We start from the raw sequence: 18,920 nt of genomic DNA, 5'->3' as shown, positions 1-18,920 counted from the left end.
AGAGTATAACTCTTTAATTTACTTTGTCCTGAGAGTTAACCAGGATGTAAGAAATACTAAATTAATAGGGTTTTATACAGTCAAAATTCTACACAACTCTAGTTTTAACTACGGATTGATTGAGTGTTAATATTTAACACTCAATCAATCTCCTAAATCAAGTCAGATTTTAACAGTGAACAGTGAAGAGTATTGGTGTATCTTATAAATTCTCAAATATACACCGTTAGAACTGATAACTGACAACTGTTTTAACCATATCTTTGCTAAACAAGTAATCACTAAATTAAAATGCCTAAACAACCAATTAATTTATTGCTAGCTAATAAATTTTGGCAAAACAACTATTTGATTTTGCGAGAGTTAAAGCATTTTCGCAAAATAGCTATTTTAGCCGTTATATTTTCCTTTCTAGCTGCTAGTTTTGAAGGTGTGAGTATTGGATTTCTCCTGTCATTTTTACAAAATCTGACTAATCCTAATCAACTGATGCACACAGGTATTGCTTGGGTTGATGTAGTTTTAGTCTCCGATATTGTGCCGATTAGTCCTATATATCGCATATCTATATTAATTTTGCTGAGTACCTGGATGCGTGCCGCCTTCAATTACTTTGCTGGCATCTATACCGAATCAGCTCAACTTAATTTAGCAGATCGCTTGCATAAGCAAATCTTTGAACAATTGCAGGCTATGAGGTTGAGTTATTTTACTCAAACCCGTTCTGGAGAACTCATTAATACAATTACTACAGAGATTGAAAGAATCAAACAGGCTTTTAGTGGAGCCGCTTTTGTTTTCACTAGATTCCTCACAGTTTGTGTTTATTTCATTGTCATGTTTTTAATATCATGGCAACTTTCTCTGATTTCTGTCCTTATATTTGCACTGCTAGCCGTAGGACTATCTACATTAAATAAGCGCGTCAGAGAAACCAGTTTTGGTATTTCACAAGCTAACTCTCAATTTACAGCTACGGCTGTCGAATTTATTAACGGAATTCGTACAATCCACGCCTTCGGTACACAGGAATTTGAAAGACAGCGTTTCTATAGAGCGAGTAACAATCAACTGAATGCCGCTATTAAAGTTGTCTTAGCTTGGACAATGGTGAAGCCGATAGCAGAAGGCATCGCCACGACAGTGTTAATTAGTTTGATTGTGATTTCCTTCACAACTTTTACATTACCAGTTGCGTCATTATTGACATTTTTCTTTGTTCTCGTTAGAGTCATTCCTAACATTCAAGATGTCAATGGCACTATGGCTTTCTTGAGTACATTGCAAGGTTCAGCAGACAAAATTAAAGAGATTTTACAAACTCAGAATAAACCTTATCTTCAAAACGGCAAAATTAAATTTTCAGGTTTAAAACGCTCAATAGATTTAGTATCTGTAGATTTTGGTTATACTGCCGATAATTTAGTGCTGAATAATATCACCTTGACTGTTGAACGTGGTCGTACAACAGCACTGGTAGGAGCTTCTGGAGCAGGTAAAACTACATTAGCTGATTTAATCCCCCGATTTTACGATCCCACTGAAGGCCATATTTTAGTCGATGGTATTGATTTACAGAAATTGGATATCTATTCCTTCCGTCAAAAAATGGCTGTAGTTAGTCAAGACACATTTATTTTCAACAATTCGGTGCGAGAAAATATTGCCTACGGGACATCAGGAGCTAGTGAAGCGCAAATACGCGAAGCGGCTCGACTAGCGAACGCCTTAGAATTTATTGAAGAAATGCCAGAAGGATTCAATACTAAATTAGGCGATCGCGGTGTACGCTTATCGGGAGGACAGAGACAAAGACTAGCAATAGCTCGTGCATTACTCAGAGATCCCGAAATCCTCATCCTCGATGAAGCTACCAGTGCTTTAGATTCAGTATCCGAGCGATTGATTCAAGAGTCTTTAGAAAAACTAGCCGTGGGTAGAACCGTAATTGCGATCGCTCATCGACTCTCAACTATTGCGAAAGCTGATAAAGTCGTCGTTCTCGAACAAGGAAAAATAATAGAACAAGGCGGCTATCAAGAATTACTAGAACTCAAAGGAAAGTTGTGGAAATACCACCAAATGCAAAATCAAACTAGCCAACCTTGAAATATACAAGGGTGTAATACCAATTCAAAATTCAAAAATCTCTATTCTACACAGATTTCTGAATTTGGATTTATTTCAAAATTATAGTGAATTGGTATAGAAGAGATTTTATCCCAATGCCCAATGTCCTATTCCCCATTTCCAATAATAAATATCACTATGAAAGTCTCAGTTATTATTTCTAACTATAACTACGCTCGTTATCTTCCTAAAACAATTGATTCTGTTTTAGCTCAAACCTATTCCAACATCGAAATCATTATTGTCGATGACGGTTCTAAAGATGATAGTCGTGATGTGATCACCAAACTGCAAGCAAAAGCACCAAATCAAATCAAAACTATTTTCCAACCCAATCAAGGACAAGGTGGTGCTTTTAATGCAGGGTTTCAAGCCGCTAGTGGTGATATCATCGCCTTTTTGGATGCTGATGATATTTGGAAACCTGAAAAAGTACAGCGCATTGTTGAGATATTCAACACGTCAGATGTAGTTGGTGTCATGCACCATTTAGATATTATTGATGCTGATGACAAGTACGTGAATAATGCTTCTACTCAGGGGCCAAAGTTGAGTGACGATTTAGCTAAAGTAGTCTTAAATACTGGTAATGCGTGGTGTTTTCCTCCAACTTCTGGACTTTCCTATCGGCGGGAAGCATTAGCAAAAGTCTTCCCTATTGACCCGATTAAATGGCGGATTTGGGCTGATGGTTGCATAATTTACTGCACTGCTTTTTTAGGTAAGATTAAAACACTACACGAAAATTTGGGTAGTTACCGCATTCATGGCGCGAACAATCACATCGGTCAAGGGGTAGCCACCAAAGAACAGGAAGCAAAAGCACAAGCAGGAATTGAACAAACCAACCGCTACATTAACGAATTTTTAGAACGGATTAATTATCCTACCAGAGTTGACCTATCCCGTAATCTTCAGTATCGCCGCACTAAGTATTACCAGCAAGGTAAATGGAATAGTCGTGAAGTTTGGGCTATTTCCCGTTTAATTTTGGGTTGGTCTTTCTACTCCTGGCAAGAACGTGTGTATTATCTAGCTCGGTTTTTGTCCAAGAGTGGAAAATTTTTGGCTCGTCCTGCTGTTAATACGGAAAGTACAACAATTTAGTAGTAAATGTAATTGGAAATTATTAAGGTTATGAATTTACCACATCCTCATTGTCCTCAAATTGCACCAGTTCCAGCAGGAGTTACACGTCCACTGTGGTCGGTGATGATTCCTACTTACAATTGTGCAGAATATCTGCGTGAAACCTTGGCTAGTGTGTTAGCGCAAGATCCCGGCCCCGATATCATGCAAATTGCAGTGATTGATAATTGTTCTACACAAGACGATCCCGCAGCCGTAGTTGCAGAACTAGGTCAAGGTCGTGTGGAATTCTATCGTCAACCTACTAATGTTGGTGCGATTAATAACTCTCATAGTTGCTTGGAATTAGCACGGGGTCATTTGATTCATCTTCTACATAGTGATGATTGTGTGCGCGACGGTTTTTATCAAAAAATGGCGCAAGCTTTTCAAGAAAATCCGCAAATTGGTGCTGCTTTTTGTCGCAGTGTATATATTGATGAGCATAGCAATTGGCAAGGACTTTCTTATTTAGAGTTACCAGAAAGTGGGATTCTTCCTAGTCGTTGGATAGAGCGCATTGCCGAACTATGTTGTATTTCCGTCCCATCAGTTGCAGTAGTACGCCGTGAAGTGTATGAACAACTAGGAGGATATGACCGACGCTGTGGTTTAAGTGGCGATTGGGAAATGTGGGTGAGAGTATTCACCAATTACCCCATGTGGTTTGAGGCGGAACCTTTAGCATTATGGCGTAGACACTTTTTGTCTGTTACTCAACTCAATGCTAAAAGTAAAACTTTCATTCAAGAAACCTTTGATACAGTAGAAATTATTTTCCAATCTTATTTACCCTCTGCTATCAACGGCAAAATTCACAAAATCGCCAAGCAAAACTGTGCTTTCTTATCTTTAGAAGCTGCTTTAGCATTATTTGCTCAAGACAAGATACCACAAGCGATCGCGCAACTGCAAATAGCACTTCAGTATCGTGCTTCCTTCAAAGTGATTAAATCTGCTATCAGAATCATGGTTTGGGAGGGAATGCGATCGCTATTACGCAAAATATCAAGGACTCCAAAATATCAAACAACAGCTACTTCCGCAGCCATCAACTACCTGAAATCATCTTAGAAGAACTCATATCCTACTTTCTCGTCTGAAGAAACTAATTGGTGGCATCGTTATTATTTGCTTGTAAAACACAATCTGGCAAAAATAAATATTCAAAATTATGGCTATAGATACTCACTCTCCAACTCCCTTGGTGAGCGTCATCACACCTACTTATAATCGTCCAGATTACTTAAAAGCAGCCTTAACAAGTGCTGTCAGACAAACCTATCGCCATATTGAAATTATTGTTTCTGATAACTGTAGTCCTGAAAATCCCCAAGCTATTGTCGAGTCATTTAACGATCCTCGGATTCGCTTTTCTCGCAATACTACAAACTTGGGGATGTTTGGAAACACTATCAAAGCTTTCAAAATGGCGCGGGGAAAATATGTCGCTAGTTTGTTAGATGATGATATGTGGGAAGCAGACTTTTTAGAAAAGCTTGTCCCACCATTAGAGGCTAACCCAAATTTGGCTTTAGCTTTTTGTGATCATTACGTCATCGATGCACAAGGCAATATAGATGATGCGATGACTCAAGAATGTTCTCAGTTCTATAAGCGATCGCATCTAGCTAAAGGCATATATCAACCCTTTTATCGTCTCGCTTTAATAGATAGATCCGTCTCTTCAGCCACAGCTGCGGTGATTCGTCGGGATGTGATTGATTGGGATGCCATTCCGGCTGAAGTTGGGGGGTCATGGGATATATATTTGAACTATCTTTGTTGTCGTTCTGGATTAGGAGCTTATTTTTATCCAGAAAAACTGACGCGTTATCGTGTCCATGAACAAACAGACACAATGCTGAGTGGTAAGCGCAACCCCCAAGCCAAAATCCGCAAAGCACGAGCCGATATGTTCTGCTATGAGCAATTTATGGCAGATGAAAGACTAAAAGACTTTAACCCCTATTTTCAACAACAATGGGCCCATGTCAGCACCACGCTAGGCATAGGTTTAATGCGTAATCAACAGCTAGAAGCTGCACGCCCTTACTTTTGGCGTTCCCTCAAAGAGAGTCTAAAACTCAGAACCTTAGCCGGACTAATGCTGAGTTTTACACCCCCGGCGATCGCATCTAAGTTTTAGTCAATAGTCATTAGTCATTAGTCATTAGTCATTAGTCATTAGTCATTAGTCCCCAATCCCTAATCCCGATTCCCTATTCCCGATTCCCCATTCCCAATTCCCCATTCCCTAAATAAATAGGTAACTAAAATGCGAATATCTGCTTGCATCACAACTAGGAATCGTCCGCAGGATTTGGAAAATTGTTTGCGATCGCTGTGGAATTCTGATGTCAAACCACACTCAGTTGTGGTATCTGATGATTCACCGGATATAGAAGTACAGCAACAAAATTATCGGATTGTTGAACAATACCCCCAGACAATCTATATTACTGGGCCTCGGATTGGTGTTTGTGCTAATCGTAATAATGCAGTAAATGCCATTTCTGCGTCTGAGACTGACTTTGTCGCATTTATTGATGATGATATTTATGTTGATTCAGATTTTCTAGCTGGTGCGATCGCGCGATATCAGCAAATGTCATCAGAACAGCAAAATAACACTATTCTTTCCGGTGTCAGTCGCTGTTCTGATGGCGGTCAAATGGTTTCTGGCAAGTTGTCTTTTCGAGGATATTTCTGTGCTAGCGATATTCCCGAAACTGTAGCAATTCATGCGTCTATTTTCCCTCGTCAGTTTCTTGAACAAGAACAGTGGGACGAAAATATATTTTTTGGTTATGAAGATGCAGAACTTTGTTTAAGAGCCTTAAAAAGAGGCTACAAAATTCTCCATTGTCCAGAATTACAAGTATTTCATGCCGGTGCAAATGGTAAAAGCTCTTTGATGGTATCTGACATTGGTAAGTTAACTAACTACGAAATTTCTATAGAAGCCGCCAGACTCTATGTTGGTATAAAACGTTATAAAAATTTATTCCCTAATGCCTTAAAGCTAGCGGTTTTTTGTTTTGTGTATGTCGTACACATGACTGCATATCTATGGAAGCGAGGCTCACTACAAGCCTGGCCAGAAATTATTCGTCGTTCTCAAGTTCAAAGATTGTGGCAACCGTTTGGGGTTTAGAGTGCTGAGTGGGGAGTGCTGTTAGCGGAAGCGCGGCGTTTAGCCGGTGCTGAGTGCTGAGTTGTGAGTTAGAAAATCAATTCTACCTTGTCTACCTTGTCTACCTCGTCCACCAATGCCCAATTCCCCATGCCCAATGCCCTATTAATCCTAATATTTCACAGGGTAATTAATTGTGAAAGTATGTATTGTTACACATAATGTCATTAAAGGTGATGGTCAAGGACGAGTAAATTATGAAGTGGCTTTAGAAGCTATTCGTCGTGGTCATCACGTTACTTTATTAGCTAGTCAAGTAGCGACTGAATTACAACAACATCCCCAAGTTAATTGGGTGGCTATTCCGGTGGAAGGATGGCCGACGGAATTATTGCGTAATTTTATCTTTGCTTTTGTCAGTACAAACTGGTTGCGTCAACATCGCCATGAGATTGATGTAGTTAAAATCAATGGTGCAATTACTCATGGGCGTGGTGATGTCAATGCAGCACATTTTGTCCATAGTTCTTGGTTGAAATTTTCTTCTGGAAAGACTGCACCCAAGTCACGCCGAATTTTTTATAACTTTTACCAGTGGTTATATACAGCTTTAAATGCACATTGGGAAAAACGAGCTTTTCGTCAGGCGCGGTTTGTGGTGGCAGTTTCTAAGAAGGTGGCGCAGGATTTACAAGCCATTGGTGTTCTACCAAAAAATATTCGAGTCATTGTCAACGGTGTGGATTTAGAGGAATTTGCACCAGGAAAAATTGACCGTCAACAATGGAATCTACCAACAGAAGTTCCTCTGGCGTTGTTTGCTGGTGATATCAGACTTTCTCGTAAAAATCTAGATACAGTTCTCAAAGCTTTAGCCAAAGTTCCTGATTTACATCTGGCGGTAGCTGGAATTACGGAAGGTAGTCCCTATCTGGAGTTAGCCGCAGCTTTGGGATTGCAAGAGCGAGTCCATTTTCTGGGACTACGCCGTGATATTCCCGACTTGATGAAAGCGGTTGATTTTTTCGTGTTTCCCTCTCGGTATGAGCCGTTTGGTTTAGTAGTAATTGAGGCAATGGCTTCTGGTTTAGCCGTGATTACCGCTAGTAGTACAGGTGCAGCCGACTTAGTAAAACCTGAATCTGGCATGGTTTTGGCAGACTCAGACGATATAGAAGGTTTAGCCAAAGCGATGTTGACTTTGAGTAGCGATCGCCTGCTGAGACAAACAATGGGTACAGCCGCCAGAGCGATCGCCATACAACACAGTTGGACAAACATGGCTAAGTGCTATGTGGATTTATTCGAGGAATTAAAGCAGTAATGAAAATTACCGTCATCATCCCTACTTACCGTCGTACCAAAGACCTAGAACGCTGTTTGCATGCCTTACACAAACAAATAAGACCAGCCGATGAAGTAGTATTAGTAGTCCGTGATTCTGACCAAGAAACCTGGGAATTTCTCACCACCTTTGACCCTCTGCTTTTACCATTACGCGCCACTACAGTCACTATTCCTGGTGTAGTAGCAGCGATGAATGCGGGTTTAAATGTTGCCCAAGGAGACATTGTCGCCTTTACCGATGATGATGCTGCCCCTCATAGTAATTGGTTAGCACAGATTGAGACTCATTTCCTGGCAGATGAGCGTGTCGCCGGAGTCGGCGGACGTGATTGGGTATATCACGGAAAACATTTAGAAGATGGTGCTTGTCCAGTCGTGGGACAAGTGCATTGGTTTGGACGCATCATTGGTAATCACCATCAAGGCATCGGCGCACCCCGTGAGGTAGATGTTCTCAAGGGTGTTAACATGAGCTTTCGCCGTCAAGCCATTCAAAAATTGCACTTTGACCAACGGATGCTAGGTACAGGCGCGCAAGTCCACTTTGAAGTAGCCTTTTGTCTCGCCCTAAAGCGCGCCGGCTGGAAACTCATTTATGATCCTCAAGTCGGAGTTAACCATTATCCCGCCCAAAGATTTGACGAAGATCAGCGCAATCAATTCAATGCCATTGCTGTAGTTAATGCCGTACACAACGAAACCTTAGCATTACTAGAACATTTATCGCCCATACAAAGATTAGCGTTTTTGGCCTGGGCTGGATTAGTAGGAACAAGGGACGCTATGGGTTTAATTCAATGGTTACGTTTTCTCCCCAGCGAAGGCCTGTTAGCAGGACAAAAACTACTAGCATCCTGGCGTGGTCGCTGGCAAGGTTGGCAAACGTGGCAATTCAAAAGGGAATGGGGAATGGGGCATAGGGAAGAAAGAGTAATGAGTAATGAGTAATGGCTAATAACTAATAACTAATAACTAATGACTAATGACCATTGACCATTGACTAACCGGAGATTTTAAGTGGTTCAGATACATACACTTCCTAATAGTCCGCAGAAAAAACAGTTTGTGTTCGGAAAACAACCGCCGTTGGCTTGGGCAGCTATATTATCTTTCATTTTGTTTTCCGCAGTCTGTATTTTTGCTGGTGCGGCGGGTATTCTTCGCACGGCTTATGTGATCATGTCCTTGGCTGTCGGTATTTTTTTATATCTGCGATATCCTTTACTTTATACAGGCTTTACTTGGTGGATTTGGTTTGTTACGCCGTTTGTGGCTCGTTTGGTCGATTATAGAAGTGGTTGGGACGCAACGCGTTTTATGTTGGTGTCACAATACTTGGTGACGTTATTAACTTTACATACTTTTTTAAAAGAACTGCCAAGGTCACTGCGCCAAGGCAGTTTACCTTTTGTTTTGGCCTTTTTAGGTGTGTTTTACGGCTTTCTGATTGGCGTGATTAAAACCTCACCTTTTACTGCGGCGCGGGGTCTTTTAGATTGGTTAACACCTATTACTTTTGGTTTTTATTTATTTATTAACTGGCGAGACTATCCCTCATACCGTCGTACTATCGAGCGGACTTTTCTTTGGGGTGTATTAGTCACGGGTATTTATGGGGTGATACAGTTTTTAGTCGCGCCTGAGTGGGATATATTCTGGTTAACTAGTACAAAGTTGACTAGTATGGGTGATCCTGAGCCTTTAAAATTAAGGGTTTGGAGTACGATGGCATCTCCTGCACCCTATGCCGCTATGATGATGGCTGGTTTGGTATTGTTATTTAGTAATAAAAATTTTCTTCGTATTCCTGCTTCTGCAATTGGGTATTTGGCTTTCTTACTCACAACAGTACGTACATTGTGGGGTGGTTGGTTAATAGCATTTCTCACCTTCATCACCGCCTTAAAAGCACATCTGCAAATGCGCCTGTTCATAACTATTTTGATTATGGCACTATGTATAGTTCCATTAACACAAATCAAAGAATTTTCTGAACCTATTACTAGTAGATTTGAAACTTTTTCTCAGTTAGATAAAGATGATAGTGCTAAGGTCAGACAAAAAATATATGAAGATGGTCTTAATAGTGCTTTAACTAATGGTTTAGGTAACGGTGTCGGCAATACTTTTATTGTGAATAAAAAAGGCATTTTAGAACCAATTGTGATTGATAGTGGCATTTTAGATATGTTTTTCACATTAGGTTGGTTTGGCGGTGTATTTTACTTAGTCGCAATATTTATGGCGTTTGCGGGGTCTTTTCAATATTCTGAATATCGGTTTGATACTTTTATGGCTGCATCTAGAGCAATTAGTGTGGGGATGTTATCAACGCTGTTAGGTAATAGTGGAATGTTAGGGATGCCTGGGATGGTACTTTGGGGCTTTATCGCTCTTGCAATGGCAGGACACAAGTATCATGTAAATTCCCGATTTGATTAGTTAGGGATGAGTAATGAGTAATGAGTGCTGTTAGCGGTAGCGCGGCGTTTAGCCCGTGCTGTTAGCGGTAGCGCGGCGTTTAGCCCGTGCTGTTAGCGATAGCGCGGCGTTTAGTCGGTGCTGAGTGCTGAGTGCTGACTAATGACTAATGACTAATGACTAATGACTAATGACTAATGACTATTGACTAATCACAACCATCCCCGTAACCAATAAACGAAGCTACCAACATATTCTTTAAGGGCATTAGTAAATTGATGTAGATTGTCAGTGTCTGGTAATAAGTTGAGGATAGCGGCTTTGGGGCTGCTGGTGAGTTCTTGGAGTTCACCTTGGCTGACGAGAAAGTCTGTTGGTGCGGGGATAGCATCAATACCTTGACGCTGAAAAATTTTCAACGATCGCGGCATATGTAAGGCGGAAGTGACTAACAGTATTTGCCGAATACCGCGAGATTCAAGAATTTTTTTGACATTGACGGCATTTTGATAAGTATTGAGAGAATCTGGTTCTTGAATTAGTGCTTCGCCGGGAATCCCGATAGATGTCAGGAGAGTCACCATATCTGCTGATTCTGATGAACCACTTCCACGCCAATCAATTCTTCCACCACTGAGGATAATTAAAGGAGCTTTTTTTTGACGGTATAGTTGAGCCGCATAAATCACGCGATCGCCTTGTTCACTCAAATCAACTGTCGGACGTGGAGGAAAGGCTGATTTAGTTGCACCACCTAGTACCACTATTGCTTCTGCTGTAGGTAATTGCGCTGAGGGAATATTTTGCCATTCTAGCGATCGCACCAAATATTTAGCAACCCAAGCATTACCGCACAATAATAATAAAATTAACGCCCAAGAAATAGCGATCGCTGCAACACGCGGTCGTTTCCCCAGATTAAATAAAGCAAATACTAAACTGACACAAGCCAGCCCTAAAGGGTAAAAAAATAACGGTAGTAACTTAGAAAGATATAAAAACATAACAGGTAATTCAGTTATGGGAGAGGGCAAGCAGGAAGTGTGGGAGGGGTGGGAGGATAGGGAGGATAGGGAAGAAATCTTTCCCCCCACACTCCCCACACTCCCCACACTCCCCTATCTTCCCAGTCCCCAATACCTAATCCCCAATCCCTACTTATTCCAAAACTTAAAACTAAAACTACCAGGTGTGCGACGATAGCGACGGCTAGATCTCCTTTTTTGCTGTCGGGTAATTCTACTGGTAGACTGTTGCTGTTGACCTTCCACCTCTTCTACAACTTCTACTGGTAATTGTGTTTGAGGTTGTTCCTTGCTTCTCCACCAAGCAATTGTCCAACCCCCAGCCAAAGCACCAATACCACCAAGTATGATGCTCATGAGTGCCGGATAGCCTAATAAACTAAATCCTAGTAAGAAAAATAACCAATACTTTAATCCAGCATCAATCCCATCAGCCGAGGGTACTGTGGGAGGTTGAGGACTAGTTTTAGTGGCATTAGTAAACCAACCCAACATAAACCAACCCAAAATCCCCAAGAAAATACTTAAGGTAATTGGTGTTCCTGTCGAGTTCAAAATAAATGCGATGAATGCCCCAAAGAGAAATTGAGATATAGACTCAGGGGAAAAATTGAATAAGTTTTTGTTTTGTGACATAGGGGTGTAGGGGTGTAGGGATGTAAGGGTGTAAGGGTGTATAAAAGTTTTTATACCAATTCGCAATGGACTAACGTCTTGCTTCGCTCTAAGCGTAGCTATGCCGCAGGCTTTACACAATTCAGAAAGTCAGATACCATCTGGGTTTCAAGCTTTGCATCTGTTGCCTAATTTTGGAGAATTGGTATTACCTCTTGTCCCTTGCGCTTTCAATTTTGGATTGGGAATTTTAAATTTTAGAATGTATGATTCAATCCAAAATCCAAAGTCCAAAATTCTTCCACCCCCTGCCCCATCCTCAAAATATTTACTTTATACTACTGAATTTTGGTAATTGTGTTTGTGGTGGTTGGGTTGTATCCCAAATTTGTACGTAGGGTTTTTCGGTGTCGGTAAAGGCTTCTGCTTGCTTGAGTTGTGAGGCTAATAAATCTACGGTGGCATCAGCAATATCACCAGTACGGTTAGCTAGACGTTCTTTGACTACTTCTAAGGGTGCTGTGCAGTAAATAATTTGCAGGGGTAGTTGGTGTTTTTGGGCTTGGGCGATCGCTTCTTGTCTCAGTTCTTGTTTATCATACTTAGCATCTAAAATTACGGTGTAACCTTGATTAGCTAGTATAATCCCCAAATTCAATAACCGTGCATAAGTTTTGTGTGTCATTTCGGGGGTATATAAGTCATCGCCTCCCCGTTCATGCAGAGGAATTCCCCCTAAGTGTTTTCTAACTGCATCCGAACGAATATGAATCGCGCCTGTTTGTCGTGCTAAATATTTAGCTGTGGTACTTTTACCTGAACCAGATAACCCCGACATTAACAGGAGTTTTCCTTGTTTGGGTTGAGTATATTCCCAAGCTAGTTTGTAGTATTGGGCTGCTGTTTTGCTGGCTTCTTCTTTGACACTAGCTGGTACACTGGGGTCATCTAACAAAAATGATGTCACCTTGGCTCGGACATAGGATTGACGATTTACATATATTGGTAATACTTCTAATCCTTCCCAATCACCAGTCTCTTCTAAATAAGTATTAAGATAAGCATTACTTAAATCAGGACGCTGCTGTGCTTCTAAATCCATGACTGCATAAGCAACATCGAACATGACATCCACAAAGCGGAATGGTTCGTTAAATTCAATACAATCAAACAGCAAAATTTTATCTTGCCACAGACAAATATTTCTCAGGTGTAAGTCGCCATGACATTCCCGAATATAGTCATTTTGGATGCGGCGTTGAAATAACTCTTGTTTTTCGGCAAAAAAACGGTCTGTGTAAGCTTTAGTTTCATCAAACTGTGTCTGAGTTTGCGGCCCGCCAATATATTTTTCGGTTTGCTGGTAATTTTCATCAAATGCGGCTCTAACTTGAGCTACTTCCCCAAAACTCCGAATATAGTCATTCGTCTCGGTTTTGGCGTGGTATTGTGCCACAACCCGTCCTAATTCTTCTAAATGGGTTTCGTCTAACTTCCCTTCAGCAAATAGTGAACTAAGTAGAGTATCTTGGGGAAACTGACGCATTTTAACTGCATATTCTACAGCCTCACCTGTCCCCCCTAGAATATACTGCTCATCTTGCAACGTTATCGGTAACACTTCCAAATAGAGTTCCCCCGCGCCCCGTTGATTTAACCGCAATTCTTCCTGACAAAAATGCTGGCGTTTCTCTAGGGTGGAGAAATCTAAAAAACCAAAATTGACTGGTTTTTTCAATTTATAGGCATAGTCCCCAGTCAGCAACACATAGGAAACGTGGGTTTGAATGAGTTGAATGGATTCTTGTACAGGATGGGGGTAGAACCCTGACTGCAACATTTGCTCAATTAAAGCGGGAAGAGTGACTTCGGTCATAGGAATTTAGAATTAATCTGAGTTCGGGATTAGTTAAAACCTTGATTATGGTACTATTTTTAACTCGATGAAAGTCTTAATTCTTCGTTCTATTGTGCAAATTTTCGTCCTTATACCAATTCTCTAGGAAGTTGCACCAAGTAAATGATGTAGAGATGTTGCATACAAAGTCTCTACAGTGCAGAATCAAGTGCATCTTCAATTAAAAAAAGGTATTACCATTACCTACCTGCCCTCAACACCTGTTCAGCCGTTAGTTTTAACCCTGGAAAGGTGAAAGAGACGATGTTTTGAGTACCCCGAAACTGTTGAATTTCATATTCTCCATTCGCTAGGGTACAGATAGAGAGGGTGGGTTGTTTGGGTTTGCCAATGTGTCGAGTACCACCAATACCTGCATAATCTGCAATCCAGTATTCGGGAATACCTAAAACCGCGTAGTCTTCAACTTTCCGGGCATAGTCATTTTGCCAGTTACTACTAACAACTTCTACCACCAACTTAATTGAACTACCAAGGGTCAGAATTGATTGTTCAGACCACAGTGGTTCTTTGGTGAGTTCATTTCTATCAACAACTGCAACGTCAGGTCGAAATGCTGTCATACCGATGTTAGAAGGGCGCAATAGTCCTCGCTGAAGAACAAACCAAGGTAAGCCTGCGCTGTCAATCTGAACGCAAATCTTGGTGGTAATGAAAGCTGCAACCTCTTCATGCAGTCCAGTTTCCAAGTCAAATACTTCTCCATCGATCAGTTCATAATGGCGATCGCTACCATAAAAGGTGAGAAACTCTTCAAAACTCAGGGGCTTTTGTTGTTTTGCTTGGTCTATCGTTGTAGTCATAGGTCAACTTCGCCCAATCAATGCCTTCAGTCTACCAGATGAAATATTGTGACCCTTGTGGTGAACGGTGAGTCAATCAATTTTAGATTTTAGATTTTAGATTTTAGATTTTAGATTTTAGATTTTAGATTTTGGATTTTAGATTTTTGCACCCACGCTTGGGTAAGGCTTGTACCTGAAAAATCCTTGCACCTCAAATCCAAAACCTCAAATTCCAAGAGTCAAATCAGATAGATTTTTGTAAATGTCTGTGAAAAAACTGCGTCAGCTCACGCCATGAATCTTCTGCGGCTGACGGGTTATAAGAAGAACGCTCATTGCAGAAAAAACCATGATCAGCATCAGGATAAACTTTTAATTTGTATTCTTTGCCAAGTTCTTGGAAACGAGTTTCGATTTGCCGAACCCGTTCTAGAGGAATAAAGGGATCAATACCACCATGAAATAAATAAATAGGTACGGTGATGTTGGTGATTGCTTCTATCCAGTCATCTAGAACCATGCCGTAGAAGGGAGCTACAGCTGCAATTTTATCTGAAAATTTGCAAGCAGTCAGAAAGGACAGACCACCACCTAAGCAAAATCCGGTCACTCCGATTCTCTCTGGGAATACATCTGGCTGTGACTTTACATAAGCGATCGCAGCTCCAATATCCTCCTCTACTGGTTTCCCAAAGTCCATGCGGTACATCATCGCCATCGCTTGCTCAACTTCTGCATACCCAAATTTATTGTTTGGTAACTCACGATAATACAAATCTGGAGTAAGAACTACGTAGCCTTCATTAGCAATTCGGGCTGCTACGTCTTGAATATGGGAAGTTAAGCCAAATGCTTCCATCAGGAGAATCACTGCTGGCTGTTGCCCAGATTCAGCAGGCTTATACAAAAACCCAGGCATTTGTCCATCAGGCGTAGAAATTTTCACCTCTGTCTTAACGATTTGCATTTGATTACCCCTACCTGTTGGATTTACGTACTATCGTTAGATGGGAGATTGAGAGTTATACCAATTTTAGACTTTACAAAAAAAGTGCGTGGGTGGGTTTCCCGAAGGGTTCTAATTGCTCAAATATTTGAAAAACAAAAAACCAGGGTTTTATCCCTGGTTTTATTAGCAATTATGACAGAATTTCAAATGCTCTTGCTTTTGTCTACTTGCTGTTAGCTGTAGCACAAAAACTAATGTGGTAAGGAGTACCTTTAGCTGGATGTACCTGAACTTCTTTCAGTACAGTTTTACCAGTCCATTGCAATTCAGGAATGGAGAGTTCAATCTCTGTCTTGTCTACAGCAGCAGATTTTAGTAGACGTTCTACAACCTTAGCATCCACTACTAAAGAGATAGATTCTCTACCTTTGTGACCGTATAAGTTAGCGGGGATTAATCCAGAACGACGTAATGCGTTGGGTTTGCTACCTTCTGGTCTGGTTTTAGATTCAACAGTCAAAGCCATATCAGTTATCAGGTGTTAGTCATTAGTCATTGGTCATTAGTCATTAGTCATTAGTTATTAGTCATTAGTCATTAGTAAAAAACCTTAGACCTTTGACTTTTAACTATTAACTCAGCACTCAGCACTCACCACCGGCTAAACGCCGCGCTACCGCTAACAGCACTCGCCACTCACTACGCACTCAGCAAGGAAGCGGGAGTACCATCAGGGTGGAGTAGGGCGCGTTTTGGCCCGTGAATTGGGTCTTCTACGATAATAGTTTGATCACGACTCGCACCTAATGAGACGATCGCGATCGGGACTTCCATTAATTCTGCTAGGAATTTCAGGTAGTCCAATGCTTGCGGTGGCAAGTCTTCTAGGCTGCGGCATTCGCTGGTGGGTACTTGCCAGCCTGGTAAGGTTTTGTAAACGGGGCGACACTGGGCAAACTTTCTCGCGCTAGTGGGGAAGTTTTCACAGTGTTCACCGTCTATTTCATAGGCGACACAAACTTTGATTTCCTCTAATTCGTCGAGGACATCTAGTTTGGTAATTGCCATACAGTCCATACCGTTGATTCTCACGGCATAACGACCGATAACAGCATCAAACCAACCACAACGACGTTTGCGTCCGGTGGTTGTGCCGAATTCTGCGCCGCGATCGCACAGGTGTTCTCCTAATTCCCCTTCCAATTCGGTAGGAAATGGGCCTTCACCAACTCTTGTGGTGTAAGCTTTAGAAACCCCAATCACGCGGTCTATCATTGTCGGGCCTAACCCTGTACCGACACAAGCCCCTCCCGCCACGGGGTTAGAGGATGTCACATAGGGATAAGTTCCGTGATCTAAGTCCAACAGCGTCCCTTGCGCCCCTTCAAATAAGATATTGCGCCGTTTTTGTACTGCATTATATATTTTAAATGAAGTATCAACGACGTAAGGTCGCAGACGTTCTGCATAACCTAGATACTCTTCGATCACCTGTTGCGGATCTAACGGTGGTATGTTATACAGCTTTTCTAAAATAACGTTCTTATAATTAATCGTCCATTCCAACTGGTCGCGCAGGGCTTTTTCGTCCATCAAGTCTAGTACCCTAATCCCTGTACGCTCTGATTTATCAGCGTAGGTAGGGCCAATCCCTCGACCAGTTGTGCCGATTTTATGGCTTCCCCGTCTTTCTTCTGATGCCTTATCGATTAATCGATGGTAGGGCATCGTGACGTGGGCTGTCTCCGAAATGAGCAGATTTTTCGTAGAAATATTTAAACTTTCTAATTGGTCGAGTTCTTTTATTAAAACTTGTGGATCGATGACTGTTCCACAGCCAATCACGCACTCTGTGTCTGGATATAAAATACCAGAGGGAATCAAGTGCAGTTTGAAGGTCTGACCCTTGACTACAATTGTGTGTCCAGCATTCACACCCCCTTGGTAACGTACTACCACATCTGCGGATCTGCTGAGTAAGTCAGTTATTTTACCTTTTCCTTCATCGCCCCATTGGGCCCCTATCACAATGACGTTAGCCAAGCTTTTATTATTGAGGTAAAGTTTCCACAAAGAACCATTATCAACATATTCTGTAATATTTGTCAATAGTCAATAGTCAATAGTCATTAGTCATTAGTTATTCTCCCCCTGCCCCCATGCCCCATTCCCAAACCTAGATAAATTTACACAATCTTCCTAGAAGTACACATTCTTTCCTCAGTATATTTGTTAATATTATTGAAATTTTATAGACAAATTATCACTATGGCTTTATATGCGGAATTGCATCGACACTTGGGGGGTTCTGTTGTTCCCCGTGTCTTGTGGCGTTATTTTGAGCGACATTCATCAGAGTTAATTTCTCGGTTTAGTAATTATTCAGATTTTGAAGATTTTTACACTCGTCCACGCAATACTCTGGATGAATACTTAGAACTGCATACTTTAGTGGAAAGTGTGCAAACATCTGAGACTTTACCGTACTTTATCTATCGTTTGGTGCGTGGTGCTTATATTTTCGAGAATTTAGCTTATCTGGAACTGCGTTATACTCCGTATTTACGGACACCAGAACATTTGAGTCAATCTCAGAGAATTGACAAGATGACGGAAATTGTGGAAGTGGTTGGTAAAGCTAGCCATTTACCGGAATATCCCATTGTTACAAGTCAAATTCTGTGTATGCACTCACGGCTACCCTATGAAGTAAATAAGGCAATAGTCGATTTAGCGGCGCAGAATAAACAGTATGTTTGTGCTGTGGATGTAGCTGGTGGTGATAGTCATTATAGCGATCGCCTGCAAGAATTGATTAGTCTGTATGATTATGCGCGATCGCTAGGAATTAACACCACTGGACATCTTTACGAAACTACTGATGGTTGTTACCCAGAATTATTACCTTATCTGATGCGGATTGGTCACGGTATTCAGATTCCTTTATTGCATCCAGAACTACTTCCAGAGGTGGCAAGACTCAGACAGTGTTTAGAAGTTTGTCCCACAACTTACCTCAAAACTGGAACTTTGCAGGATATCCGCCAACTGAAATTAGTATTTGACCGATGTTTTGAGGCTGGCGTAGATATAGCTATCTGTACTGATAATGCTGGCTTGCATAATGTCCGTTTGCCTTTTGAGTATGAAAACCTCTTAACTTACGACATTATCAATTTTGAACAGCTACAAGCCTGTCAAGATGCTGCTTTTCGCCACGCCTTTGCTTGGCCTTACGGTCAACGTCCAGCATATTTATTGAATGGTTTATTACAACCAGAACGTGCCACCGCTTTAGCCTGATGCCCTGAGTGAGTAATGAGTGCTGTTAGCGGTAGCGGGGCGTTTAGCTCGTGTTGAGTGCTGAGTAATGTTAGCGGTAGCCCGGCGTTTAGCCGGTGCTGAGTGTTGACCATTGACTGTTGACTATTGACTGTTGACTAATGACTAATGACTAATAACTCTT

General features: G+C 41.3%; 16 protein-coding genes. 9 read left to right on the top strand and 7 right to left on the bottom strand.

The genetic code is table 11. The features are described from left to right. Nucleotides 1-291: 291 nt before the first annotated feature. From hepA to CLI64_RS15010, 8 genes are all read left to right on the top strand, one after another. The gene (hepA, locus tag CLI64_RS15045; RefSeq protein WP_103137971.1) at nt 292-2,109 is read left to right on the top strand and encodes a heterocyst formation ABC transporter subunit HepA; all 1,818 of its coding nucleotides are present in this window, start codon (nt 292-294) and stop codon (nt 2,107-2,109) included. Nucleotides 2,110-2,268: 159 nt separating this feature from the next. Further along, complete coding sequence (locus CLI64_RS15040; protein WP_103137970.1) at nt 2,269-3,237, top strand: glycosyltransferase; 969 nt, start codon at nt 2,269-2,271, stop codon at nt 3,235-3,237. A gap of 30 nt (nt 3,238-3,267) precedes the next feature. Then, nucleotides 3,268-4,332, top strand: coding sequence for a glycosyltransferase (locus CLI64_RS15035; RefSeq protein ID WP_103137969.1), 1,065 nt, complete (start codon nt 3,268-3,270; stop codon nt 4,330-4,332). A 100-nt stretch (nt 4,333-4,432) separates the two neighbouring features. Further along, nucleotides 4,433-5,407, top strand: coding sequence for a glycosyltransferase family 2 protein (locus CLI64_RS15030; protein ID WP_103137968.1), 975 nt, complete (start codon nt 4,433-4,435; stop codon nt 5,405-5,407). Nucleotides 5,408-5,536: 129 nt separating this feature from the next. Further along, nucleotides 5,537-6,415, top strand: coding sequence for a glycosyltransferase family 2 protein (locus tag CLI64_RS15025; protein ID WP_103137967.1), 879 nt, complete (start codon nt 5,537-5,539; stop codon nt 6,413-6,415). Nucleotides 6,416-6,590: 175 nt separating this feature from the next. Further along, the gene (locus CLI64_RS15020) at nt 6,591-7,718 is read left to right on the top strand and encodes a glycosyltransferase family 4 protein (protein ID WP_103137966.1); all 1,128 of its coding nucleotides are present in this window, start codon (nt 6,591-6,593) and stop codon (nt 7,716-7,718) included. Then, nucleotides 7,718-8,689 (top strand): glycosyltransferase family 2 protein, encoded by a 972-nt coding sequence (locus CLI64_RS15015; protein WP_103137965.1) that lies wholly within the window; start codon nt 7,718-7,720, stop codon nt 8,687-8,689. The genes CLI64_RS15020 and CLI64_RS15015 overlap by 1 nt, the downstream gene beginning before the upstream one ends. A gap of 69 nt (nt 8,690-8,758) precedes the next feature. Then, entirely contained in the window at nt 8,759-10,183 is a 1,425-nt protein-coding gene (locus tag CLI64_RS15010) for an O-antigen ligase domain-containing protein (protein WP_225977352.1), read from the top strand. Between the two features lie 191 nt (nt 10,184-10,374). Here CLI64_RS15010 and CLI64_RS15005 read toward each other — a convergent pair whose 3' ends face one another. The 7 genes from CLI64_RS15005 to CLI64_RS14970 form a co-directional block, all read right to left on the bottom strand. Beyond that, nucleotides 10,375-11,166 carry a YdcF family protein gene (locus tag CLI64_RS15005; protein WP_103137964.1) on the bottom strand — a complete coding sequence of 264 codons (792 nt, stop codon included), beginning with the start codon at nt 11,164-11,166 and terminating at the stop codon, nt 10,375-10,377. Between the two features lie 150 nt (nt 11,167-11,316). Beyond that, nucleotides 11,317-11,823, bottom strand: a complete 507-nt coding sequence (locus tag CLI64_RS15000; RefSeq protein WP_103137963.1) for a hypothetical protein — start codon at nt 11,821-11,823, stop codon at nt 11,317-11,319. Between the two features lie 307 nt (nt 11,824-12,130). Next, on the bottom strand, nt 12,131-13,678 hold the full coding sequence (locus CLI64_RS14990; RefSeq protein ID WP_103137961.1) for an AAA family ATPase: 1,548 nt from the start codon (nt 13,676-13,678) through the stop codon (nt 12,131-12,133). Nucleotides 13,679-13,899: 221 nt separating this feature from the next. Further along, on the bottom strand, nt 13,900-14,523 hold the full coding sequence (locus tag CLI64_RS14985) for a Uma2 family endonuclease (protein WP_103137960.1): 624 nt from the start codon (nt 14,521-14,523) through the stop codon (nt 13,900-13,902). 226 nt (nt 14,524-14,749) lie between these two features. Continuing rightward, nucleotides 14,750-15,472 carry a dienelactone hydrolase family protein gene (locus CLI64_RS14980; protein WP_103137959.1) on the bottom strand — a complete coding sequence of 241 codons (723 nt, stop codon included), beginning with the start codon at nt 15,470-15,472 and terminating at the stop codon, nt 14,750-14,752. Between the two features lie 205 nt (nt 15,473-15,677). Beyond that, nucleotides 15,678-15,980, bottom strand: coding sequence for a 50S ribosomal protein L25 (gene rplY / locus CLI64_RS14975; protein WP_103137958.1), 303 nt, complete (start codon nt 15,978-15,980; stop codon nt 15,678-15,680). 173 nt (nt 15,981-16,153) lie between these two features. Further along, nucleotides 16,154-17,497 (bottom strand): adenylosuccinate synthase, encoded by a 1,344-nt coding sequence (locus CLI64_RS14970; RefSeq protein WP_103140744.1) that lies wholly within the window; start codon nt 17,495-17,497, stop codon nt 16,154-16,156. Between the two features lie 225 nt (nt 17,498-17,722). Here CLI64_RS14970 and CLI64_RS14965 point away from each other — a divergent pair, with 225 nt between their 5' ends. Continuing rightward, nucleotides 17,723-18,757: an adenosine deaminase gene (locus CLI64_RS14965; protein WP_103137957.1), complete on the top strand. Its 1,035-nt coding sequence runs from the start codon at nt 17,723-17,725 to the stop codon at nt 18,755-18,757. Nucleotides 18,758-18,920 lie beyond the last annotated feature (163 nt).

This window comes from Nostoc sp. CENA543, assembly GCF_002896875.1.
GTDB lineage: Bacteria > Cyanobacteriota > Cyanobacteriia > Cyanobacteriales > Nostocaceae > Trichormus.
The sequence above is the reverse complement of the archived record's forward strand: the minus strand, read 5'-3'. Positions and strand labels throughout refer to the sequence as shown.

Excerpts from the sequence above, each read along its gene's own strand:
- hepA (WP_103137971.1), top strand. The coding sequence starts at position 292 with ATGCCTAAACAACCAATTAATTTATTGCTAGCTAATAAATTTTGGCAA.
- CLI64_RS15040 (WP_103137970.1), top strand. The coding sequence starts at position 2,269 with ATGAAAGTCTCAGTTATTATTTCTAACTATAACTACGCTCGTTATCTT.
- CLI64_RS15035 (WP_103137969.1), top strand. The coding sequence starts at position 3,268 with ATGAATTTACCACATCCTCATTGTCCTCAAATTGCACCAGTTCCAGCA.
- CLI64_RS15030 (WP_103137968.1), top strand. The coding sequence starts at position 4,433 with ATGGCTATAGATACTCACTCTCCAACTCCCTTGGTGAGCGTCATCACA.
- CLI64_RS15025 (WP_103137967.1), top strand. The coding sequence starts at position 5,537 with ATGCGAATATCTGCTTGCATCACAACTAGGAATCGTCCGCAGGATTTG.
- CLI64_RS15015 (WP_103137965.1), top strand. The coding sequence starts at position 7,718 with ATGAAAATTACCGTCATCATCCCTACTTACCGTCGTACCAAAGACCTA.
- CLI64_RS15005 (WP_103137964.1), bottom strand. The coding sequence starts at position 11,166 with ATGTTTTTATATCTTTCTAAGTTACTACCGTTATTTTTTTACCCTTTA.
- CLI64_RS15000 (WP_103137963.1), bottom strand. The coding sequence starts at position 11,823 with ATGTCACAAAACAAAAACTTATTCAATTTTTCCCCTGAGTCTATATCT.
- CLI64_RS14990 (WP_103137961.1), bottom strand. The coding sequence starts at position 13,678 with ATGACCGAAGTCACTCTTCCCGCTTTAATTGAGCAAATGTTGCAGTCA.
- CLI64_RS14985 (WP_103137960.1), bottom strand. The coding sequence starts at position 14,523 with ATGACTACAACGATAGACCAAGCAAAACAACAAAAGCCCCTGAGTTTT.
- CLI64_RS14980 (WP_103137959.1), bottom strand. The coding sequence starts at position 15,472 with ATGCAAATCGTTAAGACAGAGGTGAAAATTTCTACGCCTGATGGACAA.
- rplY (WP_103137958.1), bottom strand. The coding sequence starts at position 15,980 with ATGGCTTTGACTGTTGAATCTAAAACCAGACCAGAAGGTAGCAAACCC.
- CLI64_RS14965 (WP_103137957.1), top strand. The coding sequence starts at position 17,723 with ATGGCTTTATATGCGGAATTGCATCGACACTTGGGGGGTTCTGTTGTT.